Consider the following 20,602-nt stretch of genomic DNA (forward strand, 5'->3'; position numbering starts at 1 on the left):
AAAAGCAAGTGCAGAAAAGACTCCGAGAGTACATCTTTCTTCTGTTCATTTTTCTCTTATTTTTTTACTCCTCCTTGCCCTTATCATTCCTCTCCATATTCTTTTTTATATTTTCCTCCTTTCTTCGCCGCTCTGCGAGCGCCAGTCCTGTCCCAACGCTCATACATATCAGTCCAATCACCAGTTTCCACTTCCAAATCAGTGAAATCACTTCATTCAGACGTTCTTTTTCGTCCTCAATCTGATAAGCGCCTTCCACTCCCCAGGTGGCTGATTCTCCATATCCCATCCTCGGAAGCGGCTTCATCTGTCTGCTGTCGAGAACAATTTTCCCCTCTCCACAGATCGACTCTGGCACGTGAACTGTTAAATAGCCCTCTTTCAGCTCTTCTATCACTTTCTTTGGATATTCCGGCTGACCATGTCCCGGTCGCCCTGGCTTCTCCGGCTTCAAACGGTCATACATCCGCACAACCGTCACCGTTCCGTCCTCTGAAACCGTAAATGAAACTGGTTCGGCTTTTTCGTAGCCCTCCGGCGCTTCCAGCTCTTCCAGAATATAGCGGCAGCCCTCCTTTAAAATGCCCTGTATACATTTCTCCTTTTCTTCAGAAATCCATTCCAATATTACCTTTCCAGTCTCATCAGAAATCCTCAGGAGGGCACCTTTTATAAATTCGCTATCTCCTTTCTGCTCCCTCCATTTCCGCTTCTCCACCTGCACTTCCGTCGGTCTGTCATACATCTTCACCTGATCGACTCGACCGTCCAGTGATACCGTAAATGTCACTTTTTCTGCTTTCCAGTACCCATCCGGCGCTGTTTTTTCTACCAGCACATAGTTTTTTCCAGCGTTTAACTTTCCTTTTATCACATGGGCGCCCCGATAAGATACCCACGAATCAACCAAGGTTCCGCCTTCCTTCTCCTCCCAGAGTTCCATCCGCGCCCCCGGCAGTTCCTTTTCTCCCGTCACACTGTATTTTGTGATTTCCACGTGCGTCGGCTTGTCCTGCATGGAAATCCGCTCGACCGTTCCATCCTCGGAAACAGTAAACGGAATCTCTTCCGCATACGCAAATCCATCCGGCGCTCCCGTCTCGCGCATTATATAACTCTTTCCCGGTGTCAACGTTCCAATTATCTCATGAGGATGATCCGCAGAAATCCATGATTCGATTACATTTCCAGACTGATCCAGAATCTCTATCTGAGCACCCGGAAGCTCCGTTCCGCCCAGATCTGTCTTTGAAAAGACCAGCTTTGTCGGGGAATCTATCATTCCAATTCCGTCTATCTGTGCATCATTCCCCAGAGAAAAAATCATCTGATTCGACTCCACCTCTTCCGTTTTTCCACCGTCCAGTTCCAGCAGTTCAACTAGGCGGTATCTATTCCCACGTTTGAGCACTTCGCGCACCGACCGATCATTCTGATGAAATTCCCAGAGCACTGTATTTCCCTGCCGGGAGGTCCGTCCCGTGCTTCCTGTACTCTTCCACTCGATCGGCAGTCCATCCGGAGTCTGTGCCGGAACTTGTGCCCGAACCTCATAGTTTGTTCCCCACGGCATTCCTGTCAAAACAACCGATTCGCCACAAGAAAGCGTCAGGCTTCCTCCACTTCGCAGCGTTCCCGATTTAGAACCTGTGTACGAAATCAAGCCTGGAAGCTCTTTTCCCTCCGCATTCTTTAAGTATAACGTATATGTTATATCTACCTGCCTTAACAACGCCGCAGCAGTTCCCGTCACCCGCCCGGCGATAGCAATTGCGCCCGGAGATAGAATTGGATGGAAGGATTCATAGCTTTTGCCCGTTTTTCCCCATATCGTTGCCGTTACCGTCATACCAGAATGATTTTCCTGTCCGTTTTCATTTATATGCTCTCCAACCAGAACAGCCACCCGCAAAATGCCTCCTGATCCGGCTGCCACATTCTCTATATTCCAATACCAGGATTCACCTATTTGTTCCGCTCCGCCCATCGAAGCCGCTGTCATTAGTTCACACCCAGCTGGAATTTCCAGTCCAATCTTCATATTTTCTTTTTTATCTGACTGGTTCCGATATGTAATTTCATATACAATTACACTTCCCGGCAGCACCGCTGCTCCGTCTTTTCCAATCGGGGAAACGGCGCGGATGCCACAAGGGTCGCTGTATTCCGGATTTCGTATTTCATGGATATATCCCAGGCCATCTCTGTTTTCCGGGATCCAGCTTTCCACTTCCCTGCCATCTGTCTCTTTCTGATGATATTCTTCCAGACGATACCTCGTTCCTTTTAATGTTCGAAGCGTCAGCGGATAATGTCCGTTCTCATCCCAATTCAGACGGAATGTATTTTTTCCTATCGTCCGGCGGCTGCCGTCACTGAACTCAATGATCTCCCGCAGTTCGAAACGATGTCCTTCCGCCACTCCCTCTTTTTCACATTTTTCTCGTTCCAGATAAGGCGCAGAAGCTTCCATCAGTGAAGAAAGTACAAATTCTTCCCCACTGTCCAAATCCCACAGTGTTCTCACCAGACGAAGTGCTTTTCTTCCCTGCACCCGCAGAGACGTTATGTTGTCAAATAAACCGTCTGCTGTCTCTGTCTCCAGCGCATTTGCACCATCTCTGGCTGCGTTAATCCCCCTGCCTGTATCTGACACCGTGAAAATCATCGGTTTCTGCACAGTGTATCCATCCGGCGCTTCCAGTTCTTTCAGAAGATACGTGTGCCCGGCAATCAGCTTTCCTTCTATCACGTGTGTTTTCCCATCGCAGATCCAGGATTCCAATGCCTCACCCGCTTCAGCGTACACACCATCCAAAAATCCCGCTTCATACACTGCCAGCTTTGCTCCTGACACAAAGAGACCCGTATCGAAATCCAGCTTGGAAATTTTGATTTTCGTTGTTTCATTCGGCACCGTCAGATTATACGTTAGCACCTCGCATTCCTTCTGATCTTCCATCAGCACCTCGTACACGCGCGGAATAAGTTGATATCCATCCGGCGGCATCGTCTCACGGACTTCGTAATGGTACGGAATCCAGCTTCCATTCTCCCCTATCGTTCCGATTGGCAGCAATGGGCTTTCCGCCTGACCGCTCTCGTCTGTCTCCATCTGAACCTTTTCTCCCGTCTCTCTGTTTTTCACTTCAAACACCGCACCTGCCAGTTTTTCCTCTGGCTTTCTCTCATCCACCTTTTCAACCCGAACCCGTCCCTGTTTCAACGTATTAACCGCTTCGATTGTCTCCCCCGAAGCAGCCGCCACCGTAAATTTCTTAGGTTCCATGAGGCGATAACCTGCCGGTGCCGAAAGTTCCACCAGATAATACACTCCATAGGCAATCGGAGAAATCCGATGCGGCTTCCAGTCCCCTGCCTTCCAGCCTGCCGGAATCTCCTGTTTTTCTGCTTCTTCCTCTGTAAATTTTCCATCCGATCCAGAAATCCAGCGTTCCACTAAATATTCTTTTTCCTGCATCAGGCTTCCATCCTGTGCCGCCCGGAAAACAGCAAGTTCTGCGCCTGCCAGATAAATTGCCTCTTCGGATGCCTCTCCTGAGCTTCCCAGCTTGGAAATATAGACAGACTTTGCCCTATTTTCCAGCCCGTAAAGCTGAATTTCAGCAGTTTCTTCGACAATCACCGGCTTCGGTGCTGCTTTCTGATAGCCGCTTGGTGTTTTCGTCTCCACCAGAACGTAATAGCCTTTCTTTCTGTTCGAAGCCAAATCATTTTTCGTCGGATTCAGCGGTAAATAATCAATCCGGTGAATCCCATCGGAGGTATCATAACTGACCAGAGTCCCCTCCGTCTGGTAATTCCAGCGGAAATCATAGCTGTAGCCTGCTTTTCCATCCGGCTGCAGATTTTTCGTTACCTGAACAAGCACCTGCGAACCATTTCCCAGATTCCAGAGCTGACGCACTAATTCGCCCTGTTCTGTCGCCGTTTCTTCCTGTTTTTCAGCGGTATATCCACACCATGCAACCGTGTTAAACCTTGTGTGATATTCTGCATACAGCTCCTGATAGCGGGTTGCAAAGCTGTCGCTTCCTTGGCTGTAGGCTTTCGCATCTTCGGTCTTCCAGCTCGTCACCCGTTTTTCCCGGTCATAGCGCGGTGTTCCATCCGCTTCCATGACAATTCCATTTTCATCTGTCACTGCCTCATACAGGGTCAGCTCCGCCGCATATGCATTCGGCAGACATTCTTTTTTTCCATCCTTCTTCTCATATTTGAAAAAGGCAGTTTTTATATGATCTTCCTGCATCGTGATGAGCTGCAGCTTAGAAGTTTCCCGGATTTCCACCTCCATTTGATTTGTCAGATATCCCGGAGGCGTCTCTATCTCCCCGAGAATATAATCGCCTGCCGGAATCCCCTCCCATGCCATTGGCGTCTTTCCGACGGTCCATTTGGCAGTCACTGTCTTTTTCTGGTTTCTCTCATCCAGTACCGTCCAGTTCGCCGGAAGTTCCCCTTTCTTTTCCAGATAATACCCGGACGGATGTGCTTCCAAATCATCACTCGCAATTCTTTTTGCCGGATAGAGCGCTAACACGGCTCCTTCCACACTTGAAAACGTATACCCCCCTTTTCCTTCCTCCCAGGTCTTAGAATCCGATTCGTTCAAAATGCGATCATAGTCCCGGACTGGCTGCTGATATTGTTCTGGCGCGTCGATCTTTTCGATCTGCACCGTGATCGGGCGGTTAGTAAGGCGCAGCTCCTGTACTTCACAGGTTTCCTCTACCGTAAGACCTGTCGGCATCCGTTTCGCATAGCCGGATGGGGCACGCGTCTCCTCTAAAATATACACTCCCACCGGAACGCGTTTTAAAACGTCCACCTGCCCATCTCTGATCCGTGTATGGAACGGATCGTTTGGCATTTCATCCCCGGTTATCCAGCTGTTTTCCATCAGATACGCCTCACCCTGACGATGGTACAGTGGTCGGTCATCTTCCCGTTTTTCCGGATCTTTTCCAATATCATAGAGCGCTGCTTTCAACTGCAGATCCCATGCATTGGCATTGTAAGCTCTGAGAAGATCGCTGTATCGGTAACGCACATAATCGCCATCCCGATCATAAACGGGATATCCTTTGATATAGGTCTGATCGGAACGCTGGTAATAAACCGGCAGCCCATTTTCATTCAAAACCGGATTGACATGGGGCTGCAGCAGACCTCCGTCATATGTCCCGATCGTGTATTCCTGTTCCGTATCAGCATACATCGTTGCTACGCGGCCGGTCTTTATCTTATTCCTGGCAATCACATTTCCATAGCGATCCTTCGATACCCGGACCACCCACACCAATGTTTTGCCGGTTTTCTCCTCCGTCACATATGCCATTCCCGTGTACGGTTCTACCTCGCTGTCCCGGCTTCCGTCTGATGCCAGATGATAGAATTTTGTCCCGGACGGAACGTATTCAAACCGCCTTTCTTTCCGACTGTACGCCAGTTCTTCATAGCTGGGGCTTACAATTTCCAGAAATGGAACGCCGTCTTTTGGACGCACCGGTTCGCCCTTTTCGTTATAGGCATACCGCACGCCCCGGAGTGTCGTAAATACCTCCAGAGCCCCGAGATCGTAATATAAAATGTCTGTATCTTCGCGTTCAACCCGCTTGAGAATCCATCTGCCTTTTCCCTGGTCGTTGAACCGGTCATCCTGCGTATATCGTGTATAATTGTTATTTTCTCCTTCGCTATCTTCCCCCTCTTGATCTTTATCCCTCACATACAGAAGTCGGTTTCCCGCATAACCTTTCTGCACATACATCCGGATCACATTTCCAAACGAATCGCGCACCACATTGACACCGGCATACGCCCGATCCTCACTGTCCCCGTTCTTCTTTACCTCGATCGCATCATACAGGCACATCGATGCACCTGGAAGATAGCGGTTGAGTGCGTGCGCCGTATCTGGAACCCGATGCCAGATCGCCTTTCCAGTAAAAACCTGATCCTCATAAATCAGGTCAATCCACTCCCCGGCTTCCTGTTTTGCCCTCAGACTATCCAGCCAGCCCTTTGACCACCCATATCCAAGGAACGTTCCCGACGCATTGTACGCCAGTTCCAGATTTTCAAGACCATAACGGTTCGAAAGCTCGGTCAAAGTTCCCTCTCGCCGATCGCTCAACTCAAACAAAATCTCCTTTTCCTCCTGTTTTACTTTCGCGATTTCCAGCCGGATCGGCGTATTTCCTACATAAATCCGCGCCACATCCCCCCGGTCCTGCGGCTTATTGCCATTTGGCTTCGTTCCATCCGGATTCTGGACTGCTTCTCCGTTGCTGCTTATCCGGGTTACCATTTCTCTATACACGGCAGCTGCCACCCGCTGACCGCGCTCTCCGTCCCGATAATACGTCACTTCATCCGAATACACTTCCACCGCTATCGGTTTCGTTCTCACGTATCCTTCCGGTACAGATAATTCACACAACACATAGGCTCCTGCTCCCAGCGGCTGCGGCGTGATCAGATATCCTGTATTCTGGTTGGACGGCAGAGTTTCCCCCAAACCACCAAAATCCTGCAGCGTCGAATAAACCCGGAATGTGCCCGTCCGCGTCCCAAAGGCATCCTGCATCACCACCTGATCGGTTTCACTGCAAATCGGAGTTCCTGCCGGGATTATGCCTGTATATTTTCCTGTATAAGGTGCTTTCCAGGGGTATTTTGACGGAATTAGCGTTTTCAAATCAACCGGCGCGATTTTCTTTGCCCCCATTGCCTCCAAAAATTCCCGGCTGGCTGTCACCTGTGTATCTTTTTCATAAAACTGCACCTCCCCCTCGCTGTACTTCGACGTGTCCCGGCTGGCGGCATAAATAGCGAACACCGCATCATCATGCAGAATATTCTCTCCCGTCTCCGAATCTAGTTTTTCAATCCGAAGCTTTGCAGCATAAAACGTATTCCGGTATTTTCCATCCGCGTAGCCGGTAAATCCCAACGCATCATAGGCAGACTCCGCCGCCGGTTCTGTCACACTGTAAGGCACCAATCCCTGAAAATACCGCCCGTCAAACCCGGTCAGCGCCCCGGTGATTGTCCTGACATGATCTTTCAGATAAAATCCCGCCGGATTGTTATCATCCGTCTTCTCTCCATACGGATATTCCACTGAATCTGCCCACCCTGCCTGCTCTGAGACCGAACCATAGCGGTAATAGCTTTCTACCTTCTCGTTGCTCCGGTACCGGCTATTTGCATTTTCAGACCGATAAATGTCCTTGTACGGCGCCATTTCCCTCTGAGCGGGCGAAAATCCGCTGTAGTCATAGCTTCCGCCTGGATAGGAGATCGTTCCCTGCCGTTTATCCGCATCCAGACCATACTTATAAATCTCATAATTTCCATCCTGTCCATGTGCGCGGATCACATATTTCCTCAAATCCGCCTGATTTGTATCTCCCCACTCTTCATTCATCCGGATCTGATAGTTCGCCGCCAGCGTTTCCGGCAATGCCGAGGCGTCATATTGATAATCCGCTGACTTTTTTTCCGGAGATACGAGGTTTCCACCTGCCTCATAAACCGACGGGACTTCTATTTCTTTCGGCTGGTCGATCCGATAATGCTGGTTTTTGAAATCTTCCAGTGCTCCAGAATACGGCTGCTGCTCGACTGCCACATAGGTTCCGTAAGGAAGGTATTTCGAAACGCCGTAATAATAACCTTCCTCGGATTTTTTTAATTTTTCTGCTGACAACGTTGTTTTGTCCCGATCGGAACCTCCATTTTCCGCGCTGTCCCACTCAATCGCGTATAAATCGTCCAAATCATAGGAGAAAAACGGCTTCAAATATTCCTCTGCTTTTAAAATTGCCTGATATAATGCTTCATCATAGATATAATCCGGATAGCTTTCCTGTCCGCCCGATGCTTGAATGTTCTGCTTCTTTACCTCATTCTTCAAATACCAGTCAATCGCAAACTGACGGACAGCATCCGACCGTTTTGCATTTTCTATGGCTGCTTCCGACGTACGGCTCTGGTTCTGTATCGCCGCATTGTTATGATGCGCCGGATCTTTTATTTCTCCGCCACCGGTTCCAAAAATGCCCGTACGGATCCACGCAAACGGCTTAAAGGATGTATCTGCTGCATCTGCCCGCTGCCATTTATCCCGGTTCGCCACCGCCATCGCATCAAAAAATTTCTCATACTGATAGCCGGAAACTTCCCGTACCGATCCCGCTCCATCTTCCTTGGTCCGCATAACCGTCTCAAGAAGTCTTGTATATCCCTGATTGACCTCTTTCGAATCCGCGATCTGCCCGTCTTTTCCATATTCGTACAGACGTTCCTTTGCCGTCACTGCGCTGCCCCAGACATTGTTATTGACGGAACCAGCCGTCTGGGAATCTTTTTTATGAATTACCTGCGTGAAAATTTTCTGAACCGGAGCAAAGGATTCTCTAAGCAGTGGAAAATTCTTTTTTACCTCCGGCAACGAGACAACTTCCCCATCCCGGTTCATCCACACGATTTCGCCATCCGTATTTCGGTACAGACGTTCCAGATTGGATTTCAAATAGAGCTTAAAACGGAAATTTGGCAGTGCCGAAGCGACATTTTCCTTCCCTCCCTCTTTTTCCGTAAACAGATCGGTATGTCCACTTTCCGCATAAGTGTTATGTGCATAGGTGCCCTCCGGTGTCGTCGCTATATTTTTGACGATTTTTATCTTCTGGCGGATCACTCGCTCCAGTACACCCAGCGGTTCTTTCCTTGTCCCGGCATCCTGATAGGTGGTCTCCTGCCCAGGGTACGCCAGTGCCACCGGGACCACATAGGAATCATCGCCTGTCAAGCCAGAACCTCCAGAATCGACATATGCCTTTGCCCGCGCCTGTTTTATCCACGTGTAATAGCTGGAACTGTTCATCTGGTGGCCGGCAAAGAAACCATTTCCCAGCATTGCGGCTTCTTCCTCGTTCAGTGTAACCTTCTTCTCTTTCAATACCGCCTTAAATCCCAGCTCTTCCAGCACGCCTGCATTTGTTTTTTTCACGCCAAAACTGTCGGTAAAATTCGCGTTGACCCGCAGTATGTATCTCCCATCTGCATTCCGGGCTGCTGCCTGATGAACCCATTTTGTCTCCGTTATCTCCCGCTGCTGTGTTTCTGTCTTTTCCCGGTAAACAACTACCTGGATCGGCTGCCCATCCGCATCATACGGAATTTCCCCGGTTTTGTAATAGACATTTACCTCATTTTCCTCTGGAACAATCGTACCATCTCCCTCAATCACAGCATCTGTCTGCAAAAGTGCCGACGCCATCACCTGATTTCCAGCAGTTGTTTCCCTGTAATCGGTATACGTTCCAAATGCGTCCCGCTCGCGATTATTTGAATATGGTATATACACATAACGCGGACACATTTCCATATTATCCGGCAGCCACTCTGCCCGGTGAAAAATCAAGCTGTCTTTCTCCGGATCACTTCCCAGTACCATAAAATTTTCCGGTATTCCTAAAATTCCTGCATATACCGTAAATTCAAACGAATCCGAATACTCATGCACCGCGTCCAGACCGCCATAGCTGATATATGGATGGGTATGATAAAAATCCAGAATGGAAGTGATCGCGTCTCCCACTGTCATTGAGATTCCATCTTTTGTTTTCGGCACCGCAATCGTCTGAACCGGAGAACCATACACTGTTTTTTCTGCCTTTTCTCCCGGCGTCACACCGCTGACGCCGTACACGTCCCGCTCTCCTTCCCGGACACCCCGGTCAAATACGCCGGTATAGATACTGGAATATGCATTTCCTCCTGCTCCCGGTATTCTCGGCGTTGTTTTCGCATGTCTACGGAGTACCCGCTCAGCTTTCCCTTTCAGATAACAAAAGTCATCCACATCAAATGTCTTTACCAGCTTGTCCGCATTTTCTTCCTCTGTCATTCCCGTTTCTGCCTGCAAAAGAACTGCTTCCACTGTCTCCGGCACAAGTTCCTGCACCCGGACCTGGCGCATCCACCCCGCCGCATAATCAATCGGAACCTTTTTACTCATCGGCGTGCCATCCGCATTGTACTTTGGATACTGATAGTCGTTCTCTGCCGCTGCCAGTTCCCCGGTATAAACTTTTTCATACTCACCTGTCCCGGCTTCCACCGAAACCGTACCTTTTCCCTCATCTTTTCGATAAAAGCTCACGCCCTCCGGCAGCCCTGACACCACAATCTCATAAACTCCATCTTTCGTGTTCTTCGACTCTGCCGAAAAGAAAATTTCATTCGTATCAGCGCCGCCATCGCCTGCCTGCTCTTCCCCGTACATCTGCATGGAAATATGGGCATATCCTTCTCCCGGTTCCAGGGCCGCTGCCTCCAGATCCTGTCCCAGGTTTGTAACTGCGTGAAGTTTATTTCCAATCGAAAGTTCAAAGCCCTCGGATCGGCTTAATTCCTTGACATAATATTCCCCCATCAGAAGCGGGCGTCCAATCCAGGCATTTCCATTCTTTGACGTATTGTTATAATAAATCCGCTCCCAGGCTTTATCTGCCGTATAATCATCGATCGCCGCATCTTGTGTATACAGATTTCCCGGCGCTTTCTTTCGCCATCCATCCGCTGCATCCGCAATTGTCCCCTTCGAATAATCATAGGTTCGCCCCGGCGCCTCTGTACATGCCAGAAACGAGGCATCGCCATTTTTGTCTGTCGTCGCCACCGCCACCAGATGATTGGCCCGGTAAACTACCCCTGTTTTCCCGTCCGGATGCAGCAGATCTTCTGCTGCAAACAAGCCATACACTGCACCTTCCAGCGTTGCATCCCCCTGTGAGTCCCCAAGCGCATTGTAAGACTCATTTTCGCCCTTTTTCAGATCCAGATCCTTTTTATTGATATGTACCTCGCCCTCTGTCCGGTGATCGTAGATCCTCCAGGCATCTTTCTCGCCGTCTGCCCCGTTGCAATGGCTGAAATTGCCAGCACTTCCCGGCTCTATCGCTGAACCCACACTCGCGGAAACAAGCGCCGATTCATAGGCTGGGAAAAATAGAGACTCTGCTGCCGCACCCGCCAGTGTTTCCGTTCTTTGTGACAACTGCGGATTTTGATACAACGAAGAAGGTGAATGCCAGCTTGTATAAAAACCTGCCTCGGTTGTCAATAAATCTGAGCCGGTTGCCATATATCGCCGAATACTTGCACGTTCCGCTTTTTCTGCTTCTTCTAAATCATCATCCGCTTCATCAATAAACACAAAACCTTTCTGGACGCGATTTACCAGACGCTCCGAAATAGAGACTTTCATCTCCGAGGCAGTTGCTTCCTTCTTCTCTTGTGTCAATTTTCTGCCTTTTTCATTTATGTCCTGTTTGTTTTCACTTGTCTTACTCCTATTTCTCCCCGCTTTGCTTCCTGTATCTTGCGGTTTTTCTCCTATCTCCGCCTCCGACGGTGTCCCTTTCCCCAGAAGCGCTGCATCCAATGCCGTAAACAGAACCACCCTCTGCGGCAAAACACGCATTTTTAACGGCCCTGGAAATGCAGGACTCTCCCCCAGAAAAGCCGCTAAATTTTCCCGGATCGTCCAGCCAGACGCACTTCGACGATCCCAGCCATTTTTTTCAGAAATTCCTGCCTTCGCCTCACTTTCTCCATTCTGATTTCCGGAAGCCTCTCCGATGCCCTGACTCCTTCTCACACTCTTCGTTCCCAGCACCACATCACGCGAATATCCGCCTCCAAAGGCTGCATTTGCCCCATGCTCAGATGCATCGGTTGTGATAATCTCAATTGGCAGGTCATCTGCATGTTCATCATGCAGAATATATCCATCCCGCGCTTTAAATTCTTTCCAGGTATAACTGTACTTCATGGAAATGAACTTCTCATACGTCTGCCCACAGTCCTCCTGGCAGCCAGACTTTGCATACGAAGTTTCCCCGTCTGCCCCTGTCATCGGTCCCGCATCGGGTGTTTCTCCCTCGGAGCCGCCGTCTGACGCGATACCTTCTATCTCCCCTGCATCGACCTCCTCCATTATCCAGTGGAAATGGACGCCCTCAAAGTCTCCGCCCGCCTTTCTTTCACATTCCTCTTCGCACAAAAGCCAGCTATTTGCCAGGCGGATATTTTCTGCCTGCGCCGCCTCAATCTCATCCTCATTGATGACTTCTCCCTCTTCATCCTCCTCTTCCTCTGGAACAGGTACAAAGACCGGTGCCGGATGACCGTCACAGAACGTCTTATCATAGTGATAACCGTGTTCCACCGTCTGGGAGGCGTAGCCATCGCCATCTGTTACCGCCGAACCCACTTGTCTGAAACCATCCCAGAGAACCGGCTCATCCTGATAATGACTGGCATATGGTTCTCCGCCCTCATACAATTCGGCAGCTCCGTCCCGCTCAGTATTTACCCTGTTCTTATCGTCAAAGCGCTCAAAGAAGCCAAACCGCGCCCCTTCCAGCGCTTTCCCTGTCTCATGATCGTATTTATACATCTGTAGATTATAGGTGGAAGTAAAATCCTCTTCATGCCTAAATACCTCAAACTGAATGCCTCCCTGCTCCGGTACCGGGGTTGGATCGCCCGCCAATGCAGCAAAATAATTGACCGGAACCATTCCGAGCTCCATCCATGCCATCCGCTGATGAATCCACGGATCACTTTTGGCAGGCGTTCCGCCTCCGTGTGTCCCCGAACAGGTCACACACTCCCAGATTTGAAGCGACTGGTCAATCGCCTCCTCCGCCGAAGCATATCCCCCGCCGCCCGAAGCGTATGGGGTTCCTTCCACCCGGAAACGAATCAGGGCTTTCGACGGTTTTGGATTTGGATTTTTAAATACAATCTGCGAGTCGGTTTTTATATATGTCCATCCATCGGTCGGAACCGGACTGAATGAAACACCGTCATTGTTTGAAAATTCAAGCGGTACAGAACGGATAAAATCCCAATCCGAGCCATCCGGCGCAAACGACAGCGTCAGAGTCGCCGCATCTACCTGTTTTGCCGTTCCCAGCGAGGTGCTGGAAGCTATCACATTTGGAATCTTTCCGCCGCCGACACCGGTATTTTCCTTTCCGCTGCCTCCGCCAGACAGCATTCCTCCCATTTGCATGTACGCCTCACTATTTGACGCAGCTGCCTCCAGCCACGGATATTTTGCCCGCACAGCTGGAACATAGAGGATTGTTTTCAGATCTTCCTCGGACACCATCTTGATAATTTCCGGTTTTCCCTGTGCTTTTGCTGCCACATTGATCGCCCGGATAAATGTATTTGCCTTTTCATCCCCCAGCGCGGCTTTGAGCGAGAGCATCGCCCAAAATACATATTTCTGTTCCTGACTGCTCAGCGGAACGGATGCCTGGGAGGGACGGTGTGCTTCATAGAGATCCCCTTTTTCTGCAATTCCCCAGATCGCATAACCGCCCTTATCGATACAATAAAGCTTGTGTCCCAGCAGCGTATCGCCATGGGCTGTCGTCAGTGTTGTCTGCTGACCGCTCGCAGGTGCCGCTTTCGCCGGAAAAACCGGGAATCCTGGCAAAAAAGCTATTCCTCCCAATATAATTGCCAGTACAAACGCCATCCCCCGTTTCACATTCTCTCTGTACCGATACTCCCCCATAAACTTCCTCCTCGTTTTTACTGCCCCGCGCCCCTTAACACCGGCAGTCCCTCGTTTTCTTTATTTTTCAGTTCCCCAAACTGATTTCAGCAGCGAGATAATCCCCTTTTCATACTCCTGTCTTGATATTTCCTGTCGTCCCCACTGTTCTTCTATCTGCCCCATCGGTGCCTGTATTTTCTCCCAGGCAGCCTCGGAAATCGTCCCTTCTCCCCGCATACTCAAGGTCAGCGCCAGCACATTGGCAAGACTGTCTGGATCCGCTTCATACTCCTTTCTTCTCTGCTCCCGCTCCTTATTTTCATAGCGGTAAAACTCCGTCTCAAAGTCAACCGGATATGTTTTCGCATTTGAAAATAGCGGCAGGCTGGAGGTCGGATCCGTCGCATACCACTGCGTGCCGATCCGCACCAGGCACGCATCATGGAGATATTCCGGCGTGTAGGTCACACACTCCAGCCCTACGATCTGGCATAGGAACTGAAATTCTTCCGCGAAATCCCGGCAGACGCCAACGCCTCCTTCCAAAACCGGGAAATCCTTTGCCTCTTCCGGCGAACCGTAATGATTCTGGTTAAAACCTCCCTCTCCGTTTGCAATCCGGTTATGCACATACAGAAGACGCGTTTTTTCATCCAAATGAATCCAGTCAAAACTATTGACAAATTTCTGCAGTTCTTCGACCGAAGCCCAGCTATAATTTGCTTTCGGTTCTCCCTTCGTATTCCACCCTGGATTTGCTTCCCCCGGATAACGGACTGCCTCTTTCAGGTAATATTCCGGATCGCTGATCTCTGGGTGCTGCTCTGAAAAAATACTTCCATTTCCATAAAAACTCATCTCTCCATTCTGCCACTCCCATCTCAGACTCTCTGTGTCCTTCCATTCACCGCCATGCGTCCCCTGATTGCCCGCATAAGCGCTGAAACCTCCGGCTGCGATCATGGCTGCTGCCAGTACGGCTGTACATCCCGATTTATTGGTTGTTTTCTTATCCTGTTTCATTTTTTTATACCCCCATTTTTCATTCTTTTTGTCTCATTCCACTTCATTTTTAATATAAAAAAATCCCTTCATTTTCCTGTTTACCTCTGTTTTCTTCTCTCCTCCTCTCTCAGCTTCTCGTCTGTACTATTCCGTCCAGCACCCAGGAACCATCCGCATTGACTAAATTCCCATCGGGCGTGTGCGTATTTCGATACAAACGTCCCCTCATTCCATCAGATTTTTCCTGAAAATAGTAACAATGAAACACTCCATCGCTTCCCGGCAGCCAGTTCCAGCCAGTCAGCATACGCCCCTGTGTTCCATCCATTTCCTTCCAGAGATAATATGTGTTTCCATCCACATCCGTATACCAGCCGTTCACCATCCTGCCATCTGCATCAAATCGGAACCAGTCAAACGTACTCTGCCCCTTTGCCGGATCGGCATATGGATTGTAGACAGCCGCCCATTCAGAAGCATAGCTTCTACCGCCCGCTTCAAACTGCCAGCTTCCATCTGCATTCTTCCGCCAGTTTCCAGCTACTACATATTCCGGTATGGCTGCCGCATCCGCATTCTGCCCGGGGCCTGCCTGTCCTTCTGTCAGATTTCCAATACCCGCTCCTGTCAAATCACTGAACCCCGATGCCGGTCCGGTTGCATTCGCTGCACTGCTTCCTGCCGCTGCCCCCTTTCCAGAAGAAGAGCCTCCACCCAAGCCGCCGCCCGAATGAGAACCTCCGCCCGAATGGGAACCTCCGCTGTATGTCTGATCGACCGCCTCATACTGAATTGTGACTGCCGCCCGGTCGGTGAAGCCACCATCCTCGGTTTTCACGGTCACATATGCCGTATGGCTGCCTGATTTTAAGTATTGACGGTCAAGCTCCTGTATCCAGGAAGCCGTCGTATTGACCGTCACGGTTCCATCCGATGATACATACAGCGAATCATCACTTGCCTGATATGTCACTTTCTGGTTAAACGCCTGCGCCGGAAATACCGACGCTGCCAGCTTTTTCGCACCGGTTCCCGTCCATGCCTCCACCGGACGATAACCCGCCCCCGTCCGGGTGCGTTTGATCTCGTATTGCAGCGTTTTCGGTATAAGGCTGATGCCTTCCACACAAATCTTCGATTCGTCCACTGTCCGGAAATCCACCTGTACTCTGCACGATGCCGTCTGCCGGTTTCCAAGCATATCATCGCCGATCACTGTCACCTTCGTCGTGCGGCTGCCGGAAGCTGTCTGTATTTCATATGGTGTATTCACATGTCTGCCCTGATCTGCCGCGATCAGATCCCGGATCCATTTTGCATCCTTTTTCGCCTGCACACCGGCAGACTTGTCCTCGCCGTCCACCGAAATCAGTGCTGCGTCACCGACAGTCCACGATATATCTTTCCGGTCAAAATAATCGGGTGTAAAAGACGCACTCAAGACCTGCGGTGCCGTAACCCGGATCATTTCATCTGGATGTTTCCGATTTCCGTTTAATGTCCGCACCACCTCAAATTTCAACTGATCCTGATTTAGTGCCGCACCTTCATTGGCTACATAGGTCTGATCCTTGATCTGGAACGTAACCTCAATTCGCGCATTTCCCCGGCACGGCTTCCCATCAAAGCTCGCCGCCGGTTTCGTCTCTGCCGTCAGCACCGCTACGCCGCCGTTCTGATACCCTGCTCCGTATATGTCGCTTCCGATCGCATACTGGTATCCGCGGTCTGCCTGCTCTTTTTCCAGCTTCCGTACTATATCAGTGATAAACGAACTATTTAAATTTACCTGAACCGACGCGCTCTTTTTCGTATAACCACTTTCCTCATCGTCATTTGGAAGTAACGTAATCAAATCTGAATCATCGATACTCCAGCGCACCGATGCATCCGCCACATCATTATTCCGATCCACAATCGCCTGCACCGTCACCGGCTGCACCTGTGTTCCCGCCTGCAGATTTCCATGGATGTACGTCGCAATTAATTTTCCATTTCCATCCATCACGCGTGTGACTTTCGTCGGATATTTCCGGTTTCCGGTCCGCTCCTGCACCACCTGGAATTTCGTCACGCCCGGCGTCAGACCGACCGAAACTGCCACCTTTTTATAAACCGCCGACACCTGCGTATTTTCCTCCGGCATCGTAAAACAATACTCGCCGCCATTTACATAAGTAGTATCTTTCCGGCTCTTCCCACGCGTATACGTCGGAACTCCCTCCATCTGAAAGCGCGCTTTGTCCGCCTGCTTTGCCGAGGTGCTGACCGTCACCGTCTTTCCCGGTGCCACCGCACCTCGGTGTTTTTTATCGAGTGTCCGATAATACGCGCCATTTCCCCGTGCTTCCAGCACTGCCACATCGTAATAATTCGTTCCATTGGAAACGGTATCGACCTGCGGAATCGTAATCAGATAACCACGGACCGGGCGTCCCGCATCATTTGGTGCAAAATGGTCAAGATCGTACCCGACCGACTCCGCATCCATCTCCCCGCCCAGCTCTTCATCCACAATCGAGAGAATCCCCTGTTCCAGTTCTTCATAAAAATATCGCTCGTCCACATCCCGCGTGACACCGCCGGATACCAGCGTGAAGAAATTGTCCCTCGCGTGGGAATATCCGATGTGCGCCGCGTATGTATACTGGTTATCATCTGAAATGCCGCTTCCACAGACATTGTTTGCGATTTTCGCCTCCGTATCCGCAAACAGGTACGCGATGTCATCCCCATATTTAAAATAATTAGCTGATGCGCGGTATCCGATGAAGGTTCCTCTGTGTCCGGCAGCCCCAGTTCCCGACTGACCGATCATTCCCTCAAACCGCCCCACTTTCAAGTCTCCGCTGATTCGTTCTCCAACGAGTCCTCCGACATTCTGGCTGCCAGAACCGCCGATCGTGCCATTTACATAGGTATTGTAGAGAGCCGCCCCATTCTGAAGCCCCACGATTCCGCCGACAGTCGCATCCGTTCCCTGAATCCGCGAGGTGCTGTTATCCCCGGTGCGGACCTGGCAGTCAATGATACGAGAATCATCCGCCGCTTCCCCGGCGATTCCGCCCGCAAGCGCCTGCGCTCCGGCTGCACGTCCCGTCGTTCGGACGGTTACCTGTGCCATTCCGTTTTCCACCGTGCTGCCTTCCATGTGCCCGATCATTCCACCGACCGCTCCGGTTCCTTCCACATCGCCTTTTACCTGACAATTAAAAATCTTGGAATTCTTCGCATTTCCTGCCAAAATTCCCACCTGACGCACTCCTTTGACCGGCTTTCCTGGTTCCAGCGTCAGATTTCGGATCTCCGCCCCATCCAGCGCACCAAAGAATCCAACATTCGGCGAACTGCCTCCTGCAAACCGGAAATTTGAAATCTTATAACCGTTTCCATCCAGATTTGCCGTAAACGGGTGCGTTACCTCCCCTGAAAATTCCGAATCATCCCGGTAATAACCGATCGGATTCCAGTCCATTCCTCCCAGATCGATGTTCGCCGTCAGCTCAAACCATGCGCCCCGGTAATCCCCCACGATCTCTTCTTCCACCTCGCCGTGATCCGGCTGCATGCCAAATGCCGCCAGAAAGCTAAGTCCCATCAGCTGATGTTTCGTGCGTACCTGATACGGTTTTTGTTTCGTTCCAAGTCCATGTGTTCCATCCAGAAAGCTCAAATCCGCCACATCCCAGTTTTCCCAGAGATTTCCGAGGCTGGCGCTGACACCAACGCGCGGCATGATTAATTGTGAAGGAGTTGCCTCTATGACTTTGGAATAACGTAATTCAGAGGGAGTTGCCCTCACATCCGCATTCATAAGCTCACTGGGCGATGCAGCCCGTTTCTGCCATTTTTTTCGTCTTTTCATGATATCATCTGTATCATCCAACTTTTCCTTTCTTTCCGAAATAACCCCCAAATCCCAATCCTCAAACACAAACCCGCTCGCCGCAAACGCCGGCAGCGTCGCCGACAAAAGCATCATCGTCATTACCGCAAATGGAATCACTTTTTTCATCTTCTTTTTCCCCATACACATTCCCCTCTTTCCCCAAACATTAGATTGATTGGCCCTTATCCAATCTTTTCTCCTAATCAAACTGCCAAACAGCTTCACTCTCGCCTTTCAAGCTCAGCAAGTATTCTTTTTTACATCTGTGGCAGTGCAAATGCCGGACGTATTCCATATGTCTCACTGTCCGTCCCCACCGGACGCAGACGGCCATTTACCAGATCAACGCCATAAATCTGCTGATTATAAACGAATTTCCCATTTTCATCCTGCAAATAAAAAGGCGTCCGCAAATAATATCCCTGTGAATAGGCGCTGACCTGACTTTGTGGGTTATCATCCCCGGAATCAAACCGCCAGAGATATTCCCGGTACGCAAGTGCCTCTTCCAGTGACAGGCAGAAAAGCTGGTCGTTCATAAGCTGAAAACCAATATCATGACGCGCCAGTTCCCGCCCGGAAGTCTGCGAAAATGCACCAGCCGCCGTGCTTCCCATGTACGCGGTCTGGATTCCCGTATGGATCGGTTCCAGGCAGAAGCTGCTGTTCTGACTGTTTTTCTGCAGCCATGCGCGCACCTGCGAAGTCTTATAATTATTGTCTTTGCCAAACGAGAAAATCTTCATCTTTTTTCCCGGCGCCGTGTCCACATCCGCCCGGATCACGCGGTCACAGAGAAACAGCGCTGCTTTCCGATGCCCATCCTGCCAGTCATGGTAATCGTCGTCGATACAGGTAAATGACAAAATCTCTCCGCCCACCTTGCGCAGCTGGACATCGCCCTCCTTCCAGATCACTTTTTCGGGCATTTCACTTTCGCTCCAATCCACACTTCCACAGCGGTCACAGATTTGATCCCCGTTTTCATCCAGGTGCCCCAGCGCCGGAAGGCGCTCTATCTTTTCTTTCTGACATCGTCCGCAGACATACACTGCCCGCCCATTCTTTAAGCAATCATTTTCCTCCCACTCCCATTGGCTCCACTGATGCGTACAAGTACGGTCATCCCAGTTTCTCCGCACCCGGATGCGCGTGATGATATATTCCTTTCCATCCACCGAAAAGGAATCCTCTTCCACCTCAGAATAAACTGCGTCGTATTCCACCCCGATTGTTTTTGCCGATGGTGTAAAATCCTGACCAATCAGATAAAATTCATGACACGCTGCATCCCCGATCGCAGATACCAGATTCCGGATCCTGGCATCATTTTCCGACTGATTTTGAACAGTCAGACCGGTGTGGCTGCCCGATACCGCCGCATCTTCACGTCCGAATATGGCACACTCCGCCTCCCATGCCCTCTGTTTCCATCGTTCCAGACGTTTCCGAAGCGCCAGCATGACGCCATCCTCCTCTGCCCCCATTTCTGGAACCTTGCCGCCTCTTTCATATTTGATATAAATTTTTTCAGTTCCTGTTCCATACAATTCAAATATTTGCGGTGACTGTACCGCTGATTTCCAGATATGCCCGTCGCTCCCTATGATTTGCTCTGGGAAAGATACGTTCAGGGAAGTTCCTTCCAAAACTTTTCCCGTCTGCGTATGAAATATAAGATGATTTGCATTCTCAGCATCTATAAATGAGACGCTGTAGCCGACTACGACAGCTGTTTCTGCCTGTTTCACTGCATTTTCAGCTGCCCACGCCATTCTACCGGATGAAAATATCAATATCAGTGATATTCCCAAAATGGTCCCATTCCGGCAGCGACACCCTTTATGAGCCCCCATGTTTATTTTTAACAACTCAAACCTCCCCCCTCAAACCTTTTTCACATCTCTTTTCTTATCCTCTTTCGCAAGTTATATAAGTTCTAATTTATATCAAATTTCTATTCTCTATTTTCATTCTTCTAATTCAAAACACATCCTCACTCTGAGTTAAACAACGGTTCTTTCCGTCTATAAAAAGCTTTCATTTTACATTGCATATATCATATAATATATTGCACATTTTTTATAACGATA

The 20,602-nt window shown here is 49.9% G+C and carries 4 protein-coding genes; all 4 read right to left on the minus strand.

The window, feature by feature from the left end; all coding sequences use genetic code 11:
• Positions 1 to 64: 64 nt before the first annotated feature.
• Positions 65 to 13,633 (minus strand): SpaA isopeptide-forming pilin-related protein, encoded by a 13,569-nt coding sequence (locus DWV73_RS06005; protein WP_117796154.1) that lies wholly within the window; start codon positions 13,631 to 13,633, stop codon positions 65 to 67.
• A gap of 60 nt (positions 13,634 to 13,693) precedes the next feature.
• A complete protein-coding gene (locus tag DWV73_RS06010; protein ID WP_022358976.1) occupies positions 13,694 to 14,638 on the minus strand; it encodes a hypothetical protein in 945 nt (314 codons plus the stop codon).
• Between the two features lie 109 nt (positions 14,639 to 14,747).
• Complete coding sequence (locus DWV73_RS06015) at positions 14,748 to 18,650, minus strand: peptidase A26 (RefSeq protein WP_242995757.1); 3,903 nt, start codon at positions 18,648 to 18,650, stop codon at positions 14,748 to 14,750.
• A 116-nt stretch (positions 18,651 to 18,766) separates the two neighbouring features.
• The gene (locus DWV73_RS06020; protein ID WP_147341930.1) at positions 18,767 to 20,260 is read right to left on the minus strand and encodes a DUF6273 domain-containing protein; all 1,494 of its coding nucleotides are present in this window, start codon (positions 20,258 to 20,260) and stop codon (positions 18,767 to 18,769) included.
• Between the last annotated feature and the right edge of the window lie 342 nt (positions 20,261 to 20,602).

This window comes from Clostridium sp. AF12-41 (assembly GCF_003461685.1).
Lineage (GTDB): Bacteria > Bacillota > Clostridia > Lachnospirales > Lachnospiraceae > Otoolea > Otoolea fessa.

Coding starts and splice junctions, on each gene's coding strand:
- DWV73_RS06005 (WP_117796154.1), bottom strand. CDS start 13,633: ATGGGGGAGTATCGGTACAGAGAGAATGTGAAACGGGGGATGGCGTTT.
- DWV73_RS06010 (WP_022358976.1), bottom strand. CDS start 14,638: ATGAAACAGGATAAGAAAACAACCAATAAATCGGGATGTACAGCCGTA.
- DWV73_RS06015 (WP_242995757.1), bottom strand. CDS start 18,650: ATGGGGAAAAAGAAGATGAAAAAAGTGATTCCATTTGCGGTAATGACG.